Source organism: Streptomyces sp. NPDC007346, assembly GCF_040703535.1.
Taxonomy (GTDB): Bacteria; Actinomycetota; Actinomycetes; order Streptomycetales; family Streptomycetaceae; genus Streptomyces.
On sequence record NZ_JBEYKR010000092.1, the window covers coordinates 1 to 18,534 of the forward strand.

Consider the following 18,534-nt stretch of genomic DNA (forward strand, 5'->3'; position numbering starts at 1 on the left):
GCCGTCCGGTTCCGCTTCGGCCCCGGGGCGCCGTCCGGTTCCGCTTCGGCCCCGGGGCGCCGTCCGGTTCCGCTTCGGCCCCGAAGCTCCCTGAGCCCCTTACGGCTCCAGGGCGCTCCCCTGGGCCCTTTATACGGAGGTTCAGGCCGGGGCGCCCGCTCAACCGCGCACCCGAGGGGCCGGGAAGGGAGGGATCATGGGCCGTTGTGCCGGTAGTCGGCACAACGTGGTGATGGTCTCAGCGCGCCTGCTGGTTCATCGGCGGGCGGCCGGGTATTCGCTGAGCCATGTCGCCCATGTCCTCACCGAACACATCGTCCGTCACCCCCGCCGCCGGCCGGGTACGGAACTGGCTGCACGGACGGGACCTCGCCGTCTTCCAGAGCGTCGCGGGCCGGCACTGGCCGGGCGCCGATCCCCTGCTGCCCAAGCTGAGCCGGAGCGCCAACCACGGGCTGCTCTGGTTCGGGGCGGCGGCCGGAATCGCGGCCCTCGGCAGCAGCGCGCGGTCCCGCCGGGCCGCCCTGCGCGGGATCGCGTCGCTGGCCGTGGCCTCGGCGGCGATCAACACCGTCGGCAAGGGCGCGGTCCGCCGGCAGCGGCCGATACTCGATCATGTGCCGGTCGTACGGCAGCTGAAGCGGCAGCCGGTGACCACGTCCTTCCCCTCCGGCCACGCGGCCTCCGCCGCGGCCTTCGCCACCGGGGTGGCACTGGAGTCGAGGAGCTGGGGAGCCGTCGTCGCCCCCGTCGCGTTGGCGGTGGCCGCCTCCCGCGTCTACACCGGGGTCCACTATCCGAGCGATGTCCTGGCCGGGGCGGCCCTCGGTATAGGAGCCGCGTTCGCCCTGCGCGGGGTCGTCCCCACCCGGGGCCAGCTCCCGGCTCCCGGCCGCCCGCCCGGCGAGGCTCCGGCGCTGCCCGGCGGGAAGGGACTCGTGGTGGTGGTGAACGAGGCCTCCGGCACGGCCACCGCCACCGCGTCCCTCGTGCGCGAGGTGCTGCCACAGGCCGAAGTGGTCGAGTGCGCGCCAGCCGACCTGTCCACCGCCATGGAGAAGGCGGCGGGCCGCGGCAAGGCCCTGGGGGTCTGCGGGGGCGACGGCACGGTCAACCTGGCGGCCTCCGTCGCGGCGACGCACGGAATGCCCCTGGCCGTCTTCCCCGGCGGGACGCTGAACCACTTCGCCTACGACCTGGGCATCGAGACGGTCCAGGAGGCGGCGGCCGCGCTCACGGCGGGCGATGCCATACAGGTCGACCTCGGCCGGTTCCGTCCGGGTCCCAAGGGACCCGAGGGGGCGGACGGCTACTTCCTCAACGCCTTCAGCCTGGGCGCCTATCCGGAGCTCGTACGGGTCCGGGAACACTGGTCGCCCCGGATCGGCGGCTGGCCGGCGGGGGTGCTCGCCGCCTTGCACGTCCTGCGTGGCCAACGCCCTCTGGAGGCCGAACTCCAGGGGCGCAGGCGTCCGTTGTGGCTGCTGTTCGTCGGCAACGGTCTCTTCCAGCGGGTCGGCCCGGCGCCCGGCCGACGCCACAACCTGGCGGACGGGCTGCTGGACGTCCGGGTGGTGCACGGCGGCCGGACCCCGGGGCTGCGGCTGCTGGGCGCGGCGGTGGCCGGGCCCCTGACCCGCTCCCCCGCCCACGCGGCGGTGCGGCGGCGCCGGGTGCGGATCGCCGGTCTGGCACCGGGGACACCGTACGCGTACGACGGTGAAGTGGCCCGCTCCGGAACCGAGTTGCTGATCGACAAGCTGCCGGAGGCGCTGACGGTCTACTGCCCGATGCCCGTCTGACCCCGTCCACATTTCAAGACGCCTATCTCAACATCCGGCATGGCGGCGTACCGTGGTCGCAGCGCGCAACCGCCGCACCCAGAGAGGACGTTGCCATGCCGAAGGAGACCGCCGTCTACACCCACGGCCACCACGAGTCGGTGCTGCGCTCGCACCGCTGGCGGACCGCCGCCAACTCGGCGGGCTACCTGCTCGGTGAACTCCGGCCCGGCATGGCGGTGCTGGACGTCGGCTGCGGGCCCGGCACGATCACCGCCGACCTGGCCGCCCTGGTCGCGCCGGGCCGGGTGACGGCCGTCGACACCGGGCCCGGAATCCTGGAGCAGGCGGCCGCGGTGACGGCCGAACGCGGTCTGGAGAACGTCGAGTTCGCGGTCGCCGACGTGCACGCACTGGACTTCCCCGACGACTCGTTCGACGTCGTCCACGCCCACCAGGTGCTCCAGCATGTGGGCGACCCGGTCCAGGCGCTGCGCGAGATGCGGCGCGTCTGCCGGCCCGGCGGGGTGGTCGCGGCGCGTGACAGCGACTACGCGGCGATGGCCTGGTACCCCGAGACGCCCGGACTGGAGAAGTGGCAGGAGGTGTACCGGCGGGTGGCCCGCGCCAACGGCGGCGAGCCGGACGCAGGCCGGATGCTGCTCTCCTGGGCGCGGCAGGCCGGGTTCACCGACATCACCCCGACCGCCGCCGCCTGGTGTTTCGCCACCCCGGAGTCCCGTGCCTGGTGGAGCGGGCTGTGGGCGGACCGTACGACCGACTCGGTCTACGCCGAACTGGCGGTGCGAGGCGGCCATGTGAGCGCCGAGCAGCTGGCGGACATCGCGGCCACGTGGCGCGGCTGGGGCGAGGAGGGCGACGGCTGGTTCATGGTCCCGCACGGCGAGGTGCTCTGCCGGGGCTGAACCGGATTCCGGCGGCCCGGAGCGGACCCGAATCGATCACACGGGCGGCGGACGCCAACTACCCTCGTACGCATGGAGATCCTCGGAACCACGCTGCGTATCTGCGTCGACGACCTGGAGGCCGCGGTCGCCTTCTACCAGGGGCTGACGGGCACACCGGCCCAGCGCTTCGAGCGCGGTGGGGTGTCGGTCGCCGCGATCGGCTGCTTCCTGCTGATGAGCGGGCCCGAGTCGGAGCTGGAGGTGCTGCGCAAGGTGAGCGCGACCATCGCCGTGAAGGATGTCGACGAGGCGAACGCGGCGCTGACCCGGGCGGGCGCGCGGATCGTCGCGGGCCCGGTGCCGACCCCGGCGGGCCGCAACCTGATCGCGCTGCACCCGGACGGCTCGGTCTTCGAGTACGTGGACCGCAACGTCAACGTCACGGCCTGACGCGCCCTCCCGGGTCTCCCGGGGTGGGGCCGCCGGGGGCCGGGGTCTCCCGGAGCGGGGCCGCCCGGTCAGGGCCCCGCTCCCCGGTCTCCCGCCCCCGGCCCCTCCCGGTCAGGCCGGTGCGAGAGCTCCGACGACGAGGTCGGCGAGCAGCGCTCCCGCGGTGCCGTCCGGGTCGAGATCCGGGTCGTAGATGGTGACGTTGAGCCCGACGCAGCGCGGGGAGGAGACCAACGTCCGCAGCAGCGGCGCGAGTTCGTCGGGGAGCAGGCCGCCGGGGTCGGGGCTGTCCACCGCGGGCATGACGCTCGGGTCCAGGACATCGGCGTCCAGGTGGACCCAGTAGCCGTCGAGTGCGGGGGTCTCCAGGCTCTCCACGGTGGCCCGCGCGAGCTCGGCGGCGCCCCACTCGCGGATCTGGCCGACGGTCGCGTGGGGGATCTTCAGCGCGGTCAGCTCGGCCCGGTCCTCGTCCTCGTCCCGCATGCCGAAGAGGCGGACGTCCTCGTCCTTGAGGTAGGGGCGGAGCCCTTCGAGGTCGCTGAGGTCGGCCTGGCCGCGCCCGGTGGCGATGGCCAGCTCCTCCCCGCCGGCGGCGCCGATGCGGTCGCTGTTGCCGGCGTGGCGGAAGTCGGCGGACCCGTCGACGGCGGCGAGCCCGTACCGGCCGAGGCGGCGCAGGGCGAGGGCGGCGCCGAGCTGGATGGAGCAGTCACCGCCGAGGACCAGGGCGAACTCCCCCGCGCGCACGTGTCCTTCGATGCGGTGGGCGAGGGTGCGGGTGTACCGGGCGATGGCGGCGGCGTTGAAGACCCCGTCGCCCTCCTGCCATCCGCCGAGGTCGTAGCGCGGCGGGACCACGACTCCGCCCTCCAGCGCCCCGGTCCGCCGCACGATGCGCTGCTCCCGGAGCGCGCCCGCCAGCTTGTAGCAGCCGGGGACCGCGCCGGGAGCGGGGGGCCGCAGCCCCAGGTTGGAGGGGGCGTCGAGAACCACGATGGTGCGCATGCTCCCCATCCTCGCCGCCGCTCCGCACGGCCTCAAGGGGGTTTCGGCGGGTTTCGGCGGGGGCTACGAGGCTTCGTCGGCCGGGGCGGTGATCGCCCAGCGTTCGTGGTCGCGCCAGGCGCCGTCGATGTGGAGGAAGTCGGGTGAGAACCCCTCCAGTCGGAACCCGGCCCGCTGGACCAGGGCGACGGAGGCCGCGTTGGCGGGCTGGATGTTGGCCTCCAGGCGGTGCAGGCCGAGCGGCCCGAAGGCCAGGCCCATGACGAGCCCGAGCGCTTCGCCCATCAGGCCGCGCCCGGCCGCGTGGGCGAACGCCCCGTAGCCGAGGGCACCGCAGCGGAAGCTGCCGAGGACGATGTTGTTGATGTTGATGAACCCGGCGATGGCCCCTTGCGCCCCGCCCTCGCCGTCCGCCCCGCCCTCGCCGCGCTCGACGACGAGGAAGCCCTCCCGGGCCGGGTCCCGGGCCAGGGTCTCGGTGTACGCGGCGTAGGTGTCGGCCCGCTCCGGCGGGAAGAGCCACGGGTGGTGGTGGGCGCGGCTCTCCCGGGCGCGGGCCGTGAACTCCGCCGCGTCGGCGTCGGTGAAACGGCGCAGCGCCGTTCTCGGGCCTTCGGCGAGGTACGGGGACGGGGGCGCGGGGGTCCGGTGACGGTTCGGATCGGGCATCGCCCCAGCGTACGACGGGTAGAGGCGCCAGGCGGTGAGGCGGTCAGCCCGTCAGCCCGTCAGCCGGACAGTCAGCCGGCCGGGACCACCGGTAGCTCCAGTACACCCGTCTCCTCGGGGGCGCTGACGACGGTGACGGGCTTGACGCCCCGGTTGCCGAAGTAGGCGGTGTCGCTGGCGGCGATCACGAACTCGAGCCGGTGCCCCTTCTCGTACCGGTGGACGATGCCGGGCAGCTCGACCGTGAAGGGCCGGGTGACGTCGGGGACCCGGACCGGCGAGACGAGACGGTTCACCAGCGTCCTGGTGCCGTCCGGGGCGACGTCGTACACCTTGGCGAAAAGGACGAGCTTGTCGGAGGCGTCCCCGCTGTCCTGGACCCGTTCCGCCTTCGGCGAGACCACCTTCAGGGTGGCCCTCGGGGCGCCGACCACGTCGAGGGGTTCGGTGAGCGGGGCGCTCCGCCAGCCGAGGTAGGTGCCCTTGGTGTCGTACGGCTTCGGGTCGGGCAGCCCGATCAGCGGGGCGATCGAACTCTCCGAATGGCTCGTCGGCACCAGCCAGTTGGTGTACTGGCGGCTGCCTCGGACCACCTTGGAGCGGTTGTCGACGAGCTTGCCGTCGCCGGAGAGGTACATCGTCCGCGACAGGGCGGGCACCTCGGCGGCGGTGCCGTAACCGCCTTGCCAGGAGCGGTAGTAGGCGAACTCGGGGCCGGTGTCGGTGTCCGTCTTCTTCTGGAGGTACCGGTCGAACCAGGCGAGCACCCGCCGGCCGACGTAGCTGGTCTCCAGGTTCCCCTCGCTCAGGTCGAGTTCGCCCGGCACCTGCCCACCGCTGTGCCCCCAGGACTGCCAGACCATCTTGGCCGGGGTGCCCTGCGCCTTGAGGGTCTTGTAGGTGGCGGTGGCCTCGTTGAGGTTGAACAGGCTGTCGGCCTGGCCCTGGACGATCAGGGTGGGGGCCTTGACCCGGTCGAGGTAGGAGACGGGCGAGACGCTGCGCGCGTAGTCGAGCATCGCGCGCGTCCTGTCGGCCGGGAAGCGGCCGGAGTTGAGGAGGCGGATCGTCTCGCAGGCCTGGACGGCGAAGTGCAGGCAGTCCAGCCGGTTGAGGCGGGAGGGGTCCAGGCTCGGGTTGAGGAGCGGCTGGCCCTCCCCGATGAGGTAGAACCCGTTGGTCCACTGCCACTTGAAGACGCCGGGGGTGCCGGAGGTGACGCCGGTGCGCGCCCCGGTGCCGTTGGGGGCGAGGGCGTAGGCGAGGTCGTTCCAGGTGATGAGCGGTACGAGGGCGTCGACGCGGGGGTCGGTGGAGGCGGTGGCGAGCTGGATGGCGCCGCCGTAGGAGCCGCCGATCATGCCGACGCGCGGGTCGCCCTCGCCGTCCCGGACGACGTAGTCCGCGCGGGTGCCGTCGTCGGCCGCGCGGGTGCCGCCGAGGAAGTCGATGAGCCCGCCGGCGGCCTTACCGTCGATGGCCGGGTCGTCCAGGGTGATCAGGCAGCCGGACCTGCCGAAGCCGAGGCCGGAGTAGACGAGCCCGACATAGCCCCGGGTGGCGACGGCCCTGCCGATGGCGTCGGTCGACCCGTCGGACTTGCTGCCGCCGAAGCCGTTGGTGGCGAGGACGGCGGGGGCGGGGCTCGCCGCGTCGACGCCGGCCGGGCGGTAGAGGTCGGCGTCGACCACGCAGGAGCGGTCCCCCGCCCGGACGGTGAACTTCAGCGGGGTGACGGTGTACGGGGCGGCTTCGGCGTGGGCCGGGCCGGAGAGGACGAGAGGGGCGACGAGGGCAGCGCCCGCGACCGCGACGAGCGGGTGGCGCAAGCTGGAAACAGCACCTGACACGAAGACCTCCACACCGAGGACACCTTACCGGCCGGTAAGCATTGGGCCGCGCTCATGCTGTGACACGTGTCATAGCCGTGTCAACGCTCAGGACAGCGGTTGTTGACGGACCTTCACATGGTGACGGGTGTTCGCCTTCGCCCGGCACGCGCGGCCCCGGCGCACCCGGCACACGCGGTCCCGGCGCACCGGGCGCGCCCGATCCCGCCGCCGGGCGCGCGAGCACGCCCGTACGCCCGGACCGCGTCCGGCCCCGGCGTACGGGTGAGGTGCGGTCCGAAGGCCTAGATGAGGGCGGGGTTCTCGACGGTCAGCGTGCAACGGCCGCCGTCCGCAGGCGCGTTCAGCTCCGCCGGTATACCCAGTGGGACCGTCTGCGCGGTGGGTCCGTGGCCGAACCCCAGCTCCTCGATGACGGGTATCCCCAGCGGGCCCAACCGGTCGGCCAGGACCGCGCGGATCTTCCCGTACGGTCCGCACTCCTGCCAGGAGCCGCAGACCACCCCGGACACCCCCTCCAGGGCGCCGGAGCGCAGCAGCCGGGTGAGGATGCCGTCGAGCCGGTAGGGCTCCTCCCCGGTGTCCTCGATGACGAGCAGGCCGCCCCGGGCGCCGGTCCGGGCGTGCGGGGTGCCGGTGGCGGCGGCGAGCAGGCTGACGCAGCCCCCGTGCAGGATTCCCCGGGCCCGCCCGGGGATCAGGGCGGCGGCCGTGTCCAGGCCGAGGGTCAGGACCGTCTCCGGTTCGAAGAGTGTGGCGCGCAGGTGCTCGCGGGTGGCCGCGTCCTTCAGGAACGCCTCGGTGGCCACCATCGGGCCGTGCAGGGTGGAGAATCCGGCCCGCAGGGCGAACGCCTCGTGCAGCACGGTGATGTCGCTGTAGCCGACGAACACCTTGGGCCCGGCCGCCCGGATCGCCGCCCAGTCGAGCAGGTCCACCATCCGGTGGGCGCCGTACCCGCCCCGGGCGCAGAACACGGCGTCCACGGACGGGTCGCACCAGGCTGCCTGGAGGTCGGCCGCCCGGTCCGCGTCGGTACCCGCGAGGTAGTCCAACTCCGGGTGCGTGTCGCGGACATGGGGCGCCACGACGGGTTCGAGGCCCCAGTCACGCAGCACGGCGAGCCCCACCTCCAGCCGGTCGGCGGGGACCGGGCCGCTGGGAGCGACGACGGCGACCCGCGCCCCGGGGCGAAGCCGGGACGGCCGGGCCGACGGGGTCACCCGGGAAGGCGCTGCCGTCACTTCCCCAGCTCCAGCGGCTCCACATCACTCCGGTCGATACCGAATGTCTGTACGTAGAGGGAGAGTTCGGCCTCCAGTGCCCGGACCAGGGTCTCCGCCCGCCGGAACCCGTGCCCCTCCCCCTCGAAGGTGATGTAGGCGTGCGGCACGCCCCGGCCCGCGACGGCGGCGAGGAACCGGTCGCACTGGGCGGGCGGGCAGACCAGGTCGTCCAGCCCCTGGAGCAGCAGGAACGGGGCGGTGAGCCGGTCGGTGCCGTTGATCGGCGCACGCTCCCGGTAGCGTTCGGGCACCTCGGCTGCGGGTCCGATCAGGGACTCCAGGTACTGGGACTCGAAGTCGTGGGTGCCCTCCGTCGACCAGCCCTCCAGGTCCAGGACGGGGTAGAGGATCGTGCCACAGGCGTAGCGGTCGGTGCCGATGAGCGAGGCGGCCGCCGTCCAGCCGCCCGCGCTGCCGCCCCGGACGGCGAGCCGGCGGGGGTCGGCCGCGCCCTCGGCGACCAGGGCGTCGGCGACGGCCGCGCAGTCCGCCACGTCGACAACTCCCCACTGTTCGCGGAGCCGTTCGCGGTAGCGGCGGCCGTAACCGGTGGAGCCGCCGTAGTTCACGACGGCGACCCCGATGCCGCGCGAGGTGAAGTAGGCGATGTCCAGGCCGAGAACGAGCGGTGCGTGGCCGGTGGGCCCCCCGTGCGCCGCCACCAGGTACGGGGGCAGTTCGCCCTCGGGCCCGGTGTGCTCGGGGTGGTGCGGCGGATAGACGTGGGCGTGGATCTCACGGCCGTCGGAGCCCGTGAACGTCCGGTCCCGCGGTGCGGGGAGGTAGGCCGGGTCGACCGCGTCGTGATGGGCGGAGCCGATGACGCGGGTGCGTCCGGTCGCGGTGTCCAGCTCCACGACCTCGTAGCCGGTGCGGGGGCTCGCGGCGACGCCGACGACCCGGCTGCCGTGCACGGCGAGGGTGTCGGCCCAGGTGGTCCAGTGCCCGGGGACGTCGGCGAGTTCGCCGGTCTCCGGGTCGAGGATGCCCAGGCGCTGGGAGCCCCGGCCGTGCAGGACGGCGATGAGCCCGTTCTCCAGCGGATGGAACCAGCGCAGCCCGATCTTCCACAGCGGCCCGCCGAACTCCTCGCCCCGGGGCGGCAGAAGCCGGCTGCTGGGCACCACGCCACCGGCCACGGCCTGGGGGCGGATGCGCTGGAGCTCCCACCAGTCGGCGAGGTCGGAGACGAACAGGAGGCTGCCGTCGCGGTCCCACTCGATCTGGCAGACCGACTCGTCGACATCGCCCACCAGGGGCCGTACGCCGGTGAACTCGCCCGCGTCCGTGATCTCCGCCAGCATCACCACCGTGCCGTCCCACGGCATCCGGGGGTGGTCCCAGGCGATCCAGGCGGCCCGTCGCCCGTCGTGCGAGACCCGGGGGCCGGTGACGAACCGGTGGCTGCCGTCGGAGAGTTCCCGTACGGCGGAGCGGTCCTCGGCGGCCGAGCCGTCCAGCGGTACGGCGGCGACCACACGGCGTACGTCGGTCGGCCCTGGTCCGGTGAACTCCTCCAGGACGCACCAGACTTCGCCCTGCTCGCCCCGGTCCAAACGCACCTGCGGGTCCACCCAGCGCAGCCCGCCGCCGACGTCCGAGAGCGGGGTCAGCGGCCGGGGGGCGTCGGTCCCGTCGGGGGCGTAGGCGTACAGCCGCTGGTCGGCGAAGTGGACGAAGACGACGAGCGGCCCGCCCTCCTCGCGCACCGCGCCCGCCCAGGGCTGTCCGCCGTACTCGATCACCCGGCTGCGCGGGTTCCACGGGGCGGGCAGCACGGATGCGGTGGTGCCGTCCGGGCGGCGGCGCATCAGGGCGCGGCGGCCACCCTCGGCGGGGCGCGGCTCGGTCCACCACACCTCGTCGCCGACGGTGCCGAGGTGGTCGGGCCGGCCGTCGTGCGAGGCGGCGAGCGCCGCGTCGATCGGTGACGGCCAGGAGCCGTACGGGGCTGCGGACACGGTGTTCACGGTGGAGGTCCCCCCAGGGTCCGGTCGGACGGTGCTGGTCAGGCGGAGCTGGTCGAGCCATCAGGGTCGGACGGTGGTGGTCGGCGCTGCCGGTCAGGCGGTGCGCAGGTAGTGGTCGAGGACGCGGACGCCGAAGTGGAGGGCGTCGACGGGGACGCGCTCGTCGACGCCGTGGAAGAGCGCCTGGTAGTCGAAGCCCGGGGGCAGCTTGAGCGGCGAGAAGCCGTAGCCGGTGATGCCGAGCCGGGAGAACTGCTTGGCGTCGGTGCCGCCGGACATGCAGTACGGGACGGTGTGCCCGTCGGGGTCGAACTTCTCGACAGCTGCGCGGAGTTTGGCGTACGTGGGCGAGTCGACCGGGGCCTGGAGGGCGACCTCGCGGTGGTCGTACTCCCAGGAGACACCGGGCCCGGTCAGCCGGTCCAGGGTCTCGCGGAACTCGTCCTCGCCGCCGGGCACCGTACGTCCGTCGATGTAGGCGGTGGCGTGGCCGGGGATCACGTTGACCTTGTAACCGGCTTCCAGCATCGTCGGGTTGCTGCTGTTGCGGACGGTGTTCTCGACGAGGGCGGCGGCCGGGCCGAGCTTGCCCAGGAGCTGGGCCACGTCGAAGCCGGGCTCGTCCAGGTCGACGGTGATGCCGTGCAGGGCGGCGATCTCGGTGATCGCGGCCCGTACGGTCGGGGTGATCCGGATCGGCCACTCGTGGGTACCGATGCGGGCGACGGCGGCGGCCAGCGCGCTCACCGCGTTGGCCCGGTTGACCTTGGAGCCGTGCCCCGCCCGGCCCTCGGCGGTCAGCTTCAGCCAGCCGGTGCCGCGCTCGCCCGCGGCGATCGGGTAGAGGGAGAGGCCGTGCCCGGCGTGGAAGGTGAACGCGCCGGACTCGCTGATGCCCTCCGTACACCCCTCGAAGAGTTCCGGGTGCTGCTCGGCGAGGAAGCCGGAACCGTCCTCGGCGCTGGCCTCCTCGTCGGCGGTGTACGCGATGACGATGTCGCGGCGGGGGCGGAACCCCTCGCGGGCCCATCCCCGGACGACGGCGAGGACCATCGCGTCCATGTTCTTCATGTCGACGGCCCCGCGCCCCCACACCACCCCGTCGCGGACCTCCCCGGAGAAGGGGTGCACGGACCAGTCGGCGGGCTCGGCGGGCACCACGTCCAGGTGGCCATGGACGAGCAGCGCGTCGGCCGACGGGTCGGTGCCGGGGATCCGGGCGACGACGTTGGTCCGGCCCGGGGTGCGTTCCAGCAGCACCGGTTCGAGACCGGCCCCGGCCAGCCGCTCGGCGGTGTACTCGGCGGCCGGGCGCTCCCGGCAGTCGCCGCCGCCCCGGTTGGTCGTGTCGATCCGGATCAGCTCGGACGTGAACGTGACCACTTCGTCGAGGGCCTGCTCGTCCACGGGGCCGAGGGGGCCGGGGGCGTCAGCCATATTGTTCCTCCACGGCGGACGACACGATGGTCGTCACCGCCTTGAACGTGCGGATACCTTCGTACATCGTCCCGCTGGTGTAGGCGACGCGCCTCTCACCGCTGGGGGCGACGCCGGGCACCACGGTCGCCGCGGCAGCCAGATGCTCGGCGTCGAACTCCAGCTCCACGGTGTACGTCCCGCCGGTGACGGGGGTCCGGCGGACGGCGAGCGCGGTGGCGTCCCGCGCGGCCGTCCGGATGTCTGCGGCGGTACGGGCCGGGGTACGGCACACGGCCGCGTACCGCGATACGTGGTCCTTGACGGCGACCTTGCGGGCGTCCGGGGCGTACCCCTCGGCGTCCACGCAGGTCAGGTCGTCGCCGGTGACCAGGACGACCGGGACGCCGTACTCGGCGGCGACGTGGGCGTTGAGGAGGCCCTCACTGGCGCGGACGCCGTTGAGCCAGACCCCGGTGATGGAGTTGGCGAGGTAGGTGTGGGCGAGGACCCCCTCCGTGCCGGCTCCCGTGTGGTAGCCGACGAAGGCGACGCCGTCCACGTCGCCGTGCTGGATGCCCTCCACCATCGAGAGCGACTTGTGCTTGCCGGTGAGCATCTGGACGCGTTCGTCCATCCGCTCCAGCAGCAGGTTCCGCATCGACCAGTGGGCCTCGTTGACCAGGACCTCGTCCGCTCCGCCGTCGTGGAACCCGAGGACGGCCGCGTTCACGTCGGAGGTGAACATCGGCCGGCAGCGCTCCCACTGCGGGGTGCCCGGCAGCACATCGGCCGGCCAGGTCACTCCGGTGGCGCCCTCCATGTCGGCGCTGATGAGGATCTTCATGCTCCACCACCCCACCGCAGGCCGAGGACGCGCGCTTCGGCCCCGGCGACGGACGGCAACCACCCGGGCCGCGGAAGCGCGCAGGCTCCCGGGAGCACAGTGCGAGAGATCTTCACAATGGCTCACGCTACGCGACAAGGCTTGGCCGAGCCACAGTCCGGGCGTGCGTTCCCCCCTCCCGAAGGCGGTCGGGTCGGCGGCCGGGCGTACGTGTGGCTCCGGGCCCGGCCTGCGGTGCCGGAGGGCCGCCGGACGCGCGGTGCGGCCCGCCCGCTCACCCCTGGGCATCCACCCCGCACGGCCGACAGGCGTTCGATAGGCTGACCGACTTCCCAGGCCAGGCCAGCACACCGCCCCCGCGGTGTTCGCCTCGGCGATATGCGCAACAACCCCGCACAGGAGTCCCCTTGAGCCCTGTCGACGCCAAAGCCGAACCCCCGGAGGGTTCCGCCGCACCGGAATCACCAGGAGCCCCCGCGCCCGCCCCTGCCGAGATCAAGTACAGCAGCGAGCAGGGCGCGAACCCCCTGGACGAAGTGTCCTTCAGGGAGCTGTGCAGCCGGTTGCCCGAAGTGCTGCGGCGCATAGCCCGGATGGCTTGGCGGATCGACCCCAAGGGGGTCGGGCTGCTGCTCGCCTGTCAGCTGATGACCGGAGTCGCCACCGGGATTCTGCTGTCGGCCACCGCCAACGTCATGGGCCCGCTGCTGGGAGCCGGCCCGGTCGACGACCGGTTGCGGAACGCCCTGCCGGCCCTGCTGATCGTCGCCGCCGCGGCGGCGACCGCCCGGCTCTCGGGTGCGCTGTCCACCTATGGCGAGCGTCGCATCACCCCGAGGCTGATCACAGCCGCGGACACCGCACTGGTGGAGGCCGTCTGCCGGGTGGAGGCCGCCGCCTACGCCGTCGGCGGCTTCGCCGACAAGCAGGAAGCCGCCGAGATGGGGGTGATGCGCACGCAGGTCATGGTCACCGACGCACAGCGCTTCATGTCCGGACTCATCAGGATGGTCGCGGCCGGCGGGGTGCTGTCGGTACTGCATCCCCTGATGCTTCCGCTGATGCTTCTCGCGGTGGTCCCGGCCGGCGTCGGAGCCGTTCTGTCAGCCAGGGTGGACTACGAGATCCACTACGCGAACGTGTCGGACCACAATGTCCGCGGGATGATGCGCTGGTGGGCGACGAACTCCAAGTTCGCCGACGAGGTACGGGCCAACAGCATGACCGACTACCTGCTGTTCTGGTATCGGTCGCTGTCCGAACGCATCGACGGCCGGACGCTCACCGCCGCACCCCGGACTCTGCGCATCACCCTGATGTCCTCCGCGGTCGGCGGCCTGTGTCTCACCGGCACCTGGACCGTCCTCGGCTGGCTGGCGATCACCGGACGGGTGGCTCCGGCGATCGCGGCCACGGCGGTCGTGGCGGTACAGACGACGCTGGCCGCGCTGTCCCAGCTCGTGAACAGCGGTGCGGCCGTGTTCCACACGAGTCTGTACCTCAATGACATGCAGTCCTTCCTGGACACCGCCACCGGGCTGGCGCCGCGACGGGGGAAGCTGGAGGTCTCCGCACCGCTGGAGGAGATCAGACTCGAGGATGTGGTGTACCGGTACCCGGACAAGGCCGCTCCCGCTGTCGACGGCGTCTCACTGACACTGCGCCGCGGCGAGATCCTCGCCATCGTCGGTGTGAACGGGTCCGGAAAGTCGACGCTGACCCGCCTGCTGACCGGCATCCACCTCGCCCACGAGGGCCGTGCCACCTGGAACGGAACCGACCTCGCGGACACCGACCCCGCAAGCCTGTGGCGGAACACCGGCCTGGTACCACAGCTCTTCGCCCAGTGGCCGCTGAGGGTGCGTGAGAACGTCACCCTGGGCCAGCCGCGCACCCTCGACGACACGGAGGTGTGGGAGGCGATCGACGCCGTGGGGATGCGCGAGGCCGTCGACAAGCTGCCTCACGGTATCGACACCCTCCTGGCGCGTGAACTCTTCGGCGGCGTCGAGCTCTCCGGAGGGCAGTGGCAGCGCCTCGCCTGCTCGCGGGCGCTGTACCGCAAGCCCGCGCTCCTCGTCCTGGACGAGCCGACCTCCCAGATGGACCCGCGCGGGGAACACGCCATCTTCGAGGAGATCAAGGCCCTCGCGGACGACCGCATAACCATCGTGGTCACACACCGCCTGGAGAACACCAGAATCGCGGACCGCATCATCTGCATGGAGAACGGCCGGATCACGGAGCAGGGAAGTTACGAGGACCTGGTCAATGCCGGCGGGCTGTTCTCGGAACTCCTCGCCCTTTCATCGGACCGGTGAACGCTCCACACGCACCGCACGGCACAGATCACCGCACGTCCCCCTCCTCAGGTGATTCCGGGCAACCTCCGCCAAATTGGAACAACATCCGAGGAATGAGCAATTGACCAAAGCAAAACCCTGGCAGATCTAGATCATCCATGCGAATGTCAAAGAAGCCGAGGCCACTCCTGCTCGTGATAGCCGAGTACGGGAGGCTTCGGCCGAACGGCAACCTTCCGCCATCGCATTCCAAAGGAGTTCACTATGGGCACTCCGGTATTCATCGACGAATCCATCGACGCGGATCTCTCGGACCTGGACCTCGACATCCATATGCACCTGACCGGTGACGCGGCCCTCCGACCGGCGATGATGGTCACGCGCAACACGTGCGACTCGGGCGCCACAGGCACCTCCTGCGGCTTCACCAATGGCTGCAACCCGAGCTGCTGTTGACATCCTTGAGGTGATGTGATGCGAGGCGGGCGGGGACCACTCCGGGCGCCGCCCGCCTCGCCCTCCCGCATCGGACGCAGACGTCGTAAATCAGCCGCCCACCTGACAGATACCGGCCATTGGCGGCTGAAATTGCGCCCCCCAGAGGAACGCATACAGCGTACTGATTTGACGTCAAACTATTTTCAGGAACGGCCCTGCGGTCGATGTGCCCCCTGGGGACGCTCCTCCCTTGCCGAGTAGCGGGAGGCGCTCCTTTCCTGGTCGCAGGAATCGAACGCGGACACAACCTGACCGCAATCTCCGGCCAATGGGCTCACTGCTCAATGCTCACTGCGCGGTGCGGACGACATACCGAAACCTACAGAACGGTCCCATGGAGCCTCACAACCTGTTCTCGGCAGCGGAACCTCTCACTCTTCGGGTGACGACGCTCCCGCACGACGTCTTCGACGACGACATACTGGCCTCCTTCGACGGCGCGGAAGCGACCGAGGAGCAGCTGTGCGACTACATCCGCCGGATCGTCGACAACCCAGCGCTCACCGAGGCCATGGCCGTCTCCAGCCCCGACCTCACGCACACGGTCGAGAAGGTCGTCGCCGGTGAGCAGGTCGGAGCGAAGAGGGCGCTGCGCACCGCCATCTCGGTAACCCGGTACGCGCGCAGGATGAGCGGCCGCCCCACCCCCTTCGGCCTGTACGCAGGGGTCGCACGTGCCCGGTACGGCTCGAAGGCCAGGGCCACGCTCGACGGTGACGCCATCAAAGCTGTACGCCCGGACGCCGGCTGGTTCGACAGCCTCGCGCGCGAGTGGCTCTCCCGTCCTCACATCCGAGCCGCCACGACCGTCGTGACGAACAACGTGTTCACCGAGCGCGGGGGCCGTCTGGTGGTCCCTCATGCCCGGACCCGGTCCGAGCCTGCCGACGACGCGAGGACGCAGCGCAGCCAGGAGACCTCCCTGCGCATCACGCCCGTCCTGACCTGGGTACGCGAGCGGGCCGCTCTTCCCGTCCGGTATGCCGAACTGCTCGCCGCGGCCGGCCGACGCTTCCCTGAGTTCGATGAGCCGAAGCTCGACGCGTTTCTGCACGGCCTGGTGCTCCATGACGTCCTCCTCACCGGGTTGACGGCCCCCCGCCTCGACGACGCGGGCCTCGGCCGGCTGGCCGGGGCCCTCCCCGCGGGCTCGTCCGAGGCCGCAGGGCTGGAGCGGCTGCGTGGCGCCCTGCGGCTCTACGCCGAGACGCCCCTGGGAGAGGGCCACAAGGCGTGGCACGACCTCCTGCTGGAAGTCCGTTCGCTGCACGGCGGCGACCGCCCCGCTTCCGCCGCCCAGGTGGACCTGCGCACGGTGACCGCACCACCGCAGGTGGACCTGCGGGCACCCGCCTCGGTCGAACTGCCGCCTTCCGTGACGAAGGAGGTCGAACGGTTCACAGCGGATCTGTGGGCCATGACACCGCCGAGCGAGGCGTACGCGCACATGAGGGCCTACCGCCTGGCGTTCCTCGACGCCTACGGGGCGCACGGTGTGGTGCGGTTGCGGGACCTTGTCGACCCGCACAAGGGGCTCGGGTACCCGCAGGGATACATCAATCCCGTCTCCAGCGCGGTGTTCCCTTCCGGCGCCCGGCCGCACTCCGCCGCGGCGGACGCGCGCACGGAGGCGCTCGCGGCGCTGGCCCACCGTGGCCTGGCCGGCGGACAGCACGAAGTCTGTCTGACCGACGACGACGTCCGTTCCCTGAGCAGCAACAGCAGCCACGCCCCCGATTCCCTGGAGGTCTGCGTCCAACTCCTGGCCACGAGCCTGCCGGCCCTGGAGTCGGGTGACTTCAGCCTGTGGGCCGTCCCGACCGCGGGGACTCTCACGGCGGGGTCCATGGCCGGCCGCTTCGCGGAACTCACCGGTTCGGCAGCGGACCTGGGGGCACTCCTGGCCGGTGCGGACCCGAACGCGTTGGTCGCGCAGGTGGACTTCATGCCGGTGCTGGCGCGGGCCGCCAACGTGACCCAGACACCCAGGCTGCTCGAACACGTCATCCCCGTCGCGAAGCACTGCGACCCGGCGGCCCCCGGACACATCGACTGGCGGGAACTGCTCGTCGCGGCCGACGGCGACATGCTGCGCCTCTACTGGGAGCGGACGGGGCAGGAGGTCCTTCCTGTCGTCCCGCATGTCCTTTCCCTGACCTCCGGGGCCCCGAATCCGGCGCGGCTTCTCGCGGAGCTCCGCTACACCGGCGACGCGAAGGTCTGGCAGCCGTGGCACTGGGGCTCTCTGTCCTCTCTTCCCTCCCTCCCCCGCATTCGCCGCGGGAAGAGCGTCCTGGTGCCCAGGACCTGGCGCGTCGGGGCCGCCCTGCGGGCCGGCGCCGACGAACGGGAGGGCTGGGCCGATGCCGTGGCGGCTTGGCGCGCCCGGCTGGGAGTGCGTGCCCGGATCAACGTGGGTCACTACGACCAGCTCTCCGAGATCGACCTCGACAGTGCTCTGCAACGGGAGATGTTCCGACGTGAGGTTCTGAACGGCGCTTCCTCGGTGACCGAGAGCCCTCGGGATCTCGGCGATGTCTACGGTTGGCTGAACGGTCACAGCAGTGAGCTGACCGTCCCCCTCCTCGCGAGGAAGCCCTCCCGTGGAGCCGCGGCGCTCCCCGCCCGCCCTCGCCGTGTGCTGGACGCCACCCAGATCGCCAACGGCGAAGGTCCCGGTCACCCTCCGGGAGGCGAGTGGGCGTACGTCGAGTTGCGCTGCGTTCCCGAGGTCCACGAAGAGCTCGTGACCCGGCACCTGCCCCGCCTCGTACAGAGCGTCGCGGAGGAGATCGACCGCTGGTTCTTCATCCGGTACAACCACCCCGCGCCCCAGCTGCGCTTGCGCATGCGGAGCAAGGCGGGTGTCTTCCCCGCCGCGGCATGGAAGGAAGTCCTCGACCACTGCGCCATGCTGCGCACTCAAGGATGGATCGCGGACTACAGCCTGCCGGCCTATGAACCCGAGTACGCGCGCTATGGAGGCCCAGCGGGCATGGAGGCCGCGGAACGTCTCTTCTGCGCCGACAGCGAGTGGACTGTCAACGCCCTGCGGAGCACCGCGTCCGGTCGGCTCTCCCTCTCCCGTGATCTGCTGGTCGTCGCCGGCTACGGCGTCGTCCTCGACGCCCTCGGTAGTTGGGACTGGCCCGCCTGGGTGACCGGGACCTTCCCCCGGCAGACGATCGACCGCCCTTCCCGCGATGAGGTGCGCGAGGCGTCCCGCATCGTGGTGCCCGGGGCCACCGAGCAGCACCTCGCCCCCCTGCTGGCCCCTGAGGCACTGACCTCGCTCGGACGCCTGGCCGAAGCAGCGCACGCCATGGGCCCGCACATACTCCCCGGTCTCGGGAAGCACGGGCGGTGGGTCTGGCAGGACGGAACGGTCGGCGCACTGCTGCACATGCACCACAACCGGCTGATCGGCATCGACACCGGTCGGGAGACACGCAGCCTGACCCTGCTGAGCCACGTGGCCCGAGCACACCAGGGCCGCGCCCGACACGTGAACAAAGCGGCCCGGGGGGCCGCCGTATGAGCCGGGAGGC

The 18,534-nt window shown here is 72.1% G+C and carries 13 protein-coding genes; 6 read left to right on the top strand and 7 right to left on the bottom strand.

The annotated features are described in order from the left end of the window. Positions 1 to 296 precede the first annotated feature (296 nt). The 3 genes from AB0917_RS22580 to AB0917_RS22590 all read left to right on the top strand — a co-directional run bounded on the left by AB0917_RS22580 (position 297) and on the right by AB0917_RS22590 (position 3,139). On the top strand, positions 297 to 1,802 hold the full coding sequence (locus tag AB0917_RS22580) for a phosphatase PAP2 family protein (protein WP_366821418.1): 1,506 nt from the start codon (positions 297 to 299) through the stop codon (positions 1,800 to 1,802). 95 nt (positions 1,803 to 1,897) lie between these two features. Further along, on the top strand, positions 1,898 to 2,707 hold the full coding sequence (locus tag AB0917_RS22585; protein ID WP_366821419.1) for a methyltransferase domain-containing protein: 810 nt from the start codon (positions 1,898 to 1,900) through the stop codon (positions 2,705 to 2,707). Between the two features lie 72 nt (positions 2,708 to 2,779). After that, positions 2,780 to 3,139 carry a VOC family protein gene (locus AB0917_RS22590; protein WP_366821420.1) on the top strand — a complete coding sequence of 120 codons (360 nt, stop codon included), beginning with the start codon at positions 2,780 to 2,782 and terminating at the stop codon, positions 3,137 to 3,139. Between the two features lie 111 nt (positions 3,140 to 3,250). On the opposite strand, the gene AB0917_RS22595 is transcribed toward AB0917_RS22590, so the two are convergent. From AB0917_RS22595 to AB0917_RS22625, 7 genes are all read right to left on the bottom strand, one after another. Beyond that, a complete protein-coding gene (locus AB0917_RS22595) occupies positions 3,251 to 4,147 on the bottom strand; it encodes an arginase family protein (RefSeq protein WP_366821421.1) in 897 nt (298 codons plus the stop codon). Between the two features lie 63 nt (positions 4,148 to 4,210). Next, complete coding sequence (locus tag AB0917_RS22600; protein ID WP_366821422.1) at positions 4,211 to 4,816, bottom strand: GNAT family protein; 606 nt, start codon at positions 4,814 to 4,816, stop codon at positions 4,211 to 4,213. Positions 4,817 to 4,887: 71 nt separating this feature from the next. Next, complete coding sequence (locus tag AB0917_RS22605) at positions 4,888 to 6,645, bottom strand: CocE/NonD family hydrolase (RefSeq protein WP_366821435.1); 1,758 nt, start codon at positions 6,643 to 6,645, stop codon at positions 4,888 to 4,890. Positions 6,646 to 6,950: 305 nt separating this feature from the next. Next, the gene (locus AB0917_RS22610) at positions 6,951 to 7,910 is read right to left on the bottom strand and encodes an LD-carboxypeptidase (protein WP_366821423.1); all 960 of its coding nucleotides are present in this window, start codon (positions 7,908 to 7,910) and stop codon (positions 6,951 to 6,953) included. Beyond that, positions 7,907 to 9,922, bottom strand: coding sequence for a prolyl oligopeptidase family serine peptidase (locus AB0917_RS22615; RefSeq protein WP_366821424.1), 2,016 nt, complete (start codon positions 9,920 to 9,922; stop codon positions 7,907 to 7,909). The genes AB0917_RS22610 and AB0917_RS22615 overlap by 4 nt, the downstream gene beginning before the upstream one ends. Positions 9,923 to 10,015: 93 nt before the next feature. Beyond that, positions 10,016 to 11,359: a M20/M25/M40 family metallo-hydrolase gene (locus tag AB0917_RS22620; RefSeq protein WP_366821425.1), complete on the bottom strand. Its 1,344-nt coding sequence runs from the start codon at positions 11,357 to 11,359 to the stop codon at positions 10,016 to 10,018. Next, a complete protein-coding gene (locus AB0917_RS22625) occupies positions 11,352 to 12,185 on the bottom strand; it encodes a M55 family metallopeptidase (protein ID WP_366821426.1) in 834 nt (277 codons plus the stop codon). Before AB0917_RS22625 ends, AB0917_RS22620 begins: the two co-directional genes overlap by 8 nt. A 593-nt stretch (positions 12,186 to 12,778) precedes the next feature. Here AB0917_RS22625 and AB0917_RS22630 point away from each other — a divergent pair. The 3 genes from AB0917_RS22630 (at position 12,779) to AB0917_RS22640 (ending at position 18,524) form a co-directional block, all read left to right on the top strand. Then, positions 12,779 to 14,506 carry an ATP-binding cassette domain-containing protein gene (locus AB0917_RS22630; protein WP_366821436.1) on the top strand — a complete coding sequence of 576 codons (1,728 nt, stop codon included), beginning with the start codon at positions 12,779 to 12,781 and terminating at the stop codon, positions 14,504 to 14,506. A 246-nt stretch (positions 14,507 to 14,752) separates the two neighbouring features. Further along, a complete protein-coding gene (locus AB0917_RS22635; RefSeq protein WP_366821427.1) occupies positions 14,753 to 14,944 on the top strand; it encodes a hypothetical protein in 192 nt (63 codons plus the stop codon). Positions 14,945 to 15,368: 424 nt separating this feature from the next. Continuing rightward, a complete protein-coding gene (locus AB0917_RS22640) occupies positions 15,369 to 18,524 on the top strand; it encodes a lantibiotic dehydratase (RefSeq protein ID WP_366821428.1) in 3,156 nt (1,051 codons plus the stop codon). The last annotated feature ends 10 nt before the right edge of the window (positions 18,525 to 18,534 follow it).

Excerpts from the sequence above, each read along its gene's own strand:
- AB0917_RS22635 (WP_366821427.1), top strand. The coding sequence starts at position 14,753 with ATGGGCACTCCGGTATTCATCGACGAATCCATCGACGCGGATCTCTCG.
- AB0917_RS22600 (WP_366821422.1), bottom strand. The coding sequence starts at position 4,816 with ATGCCCGATCCGAACCGTCACCGGACCCCCGCGCCCCCGTCCCCGTAC.
- AB0917_RS22625 (WP_366821426.1), bottom strand. The coding sequence starts at position 12,185 with ATGAAGATCCTCATCAGCGCCGACATGGAGGGCGCCACCGGAGTGACC.
- AB0917_RS22595 (WP_366821421.1), bottom strand. The coding sequence starts at position 4,147 with ATGCGCACCATCGTGGTTCTCGACGCCCCCTCCAACCTGGGGCTGCGG.
- AB0917_RS22580 (WP_366821418.1), top strand. The coding sequence starts at position 297 with ATGTCCTCACCGAACACATCGTCCGTCACCCCCGCCGCCGGCCGGGTA.
- AB0917_RS22620 (WP_366821425.1), bottom strand. The coding sequence starts at position 11,359 with ATGGCTGACGCCCCCGGCCCCCTCGGCCCCGTGGACGAGCAGGCCCTC.
- AB0917_RS22590 (WP_366821420.1), top strand. The coding sequence starts at position 2,780 with ATGGAGATCCTCGGAACCACGCTGCGTATCTGCGTCGACGACCTGGAG.
- AB0917_RS22630 (WP_366821436.1), top strand. The coding sequence starts at position 12,779 with ATGGCTTGGCGGATCGACCCCAAGGGGGTCGGGCTGCTGCTCGCCTGT.
- AB0917_RS22585 (WP_366821419.1), top strand. The coding sequence starts at position 1,898 with ATGCCGAAGGAGACCGCCGTCTACACCCACGGCCACCACGAGTCGGTG.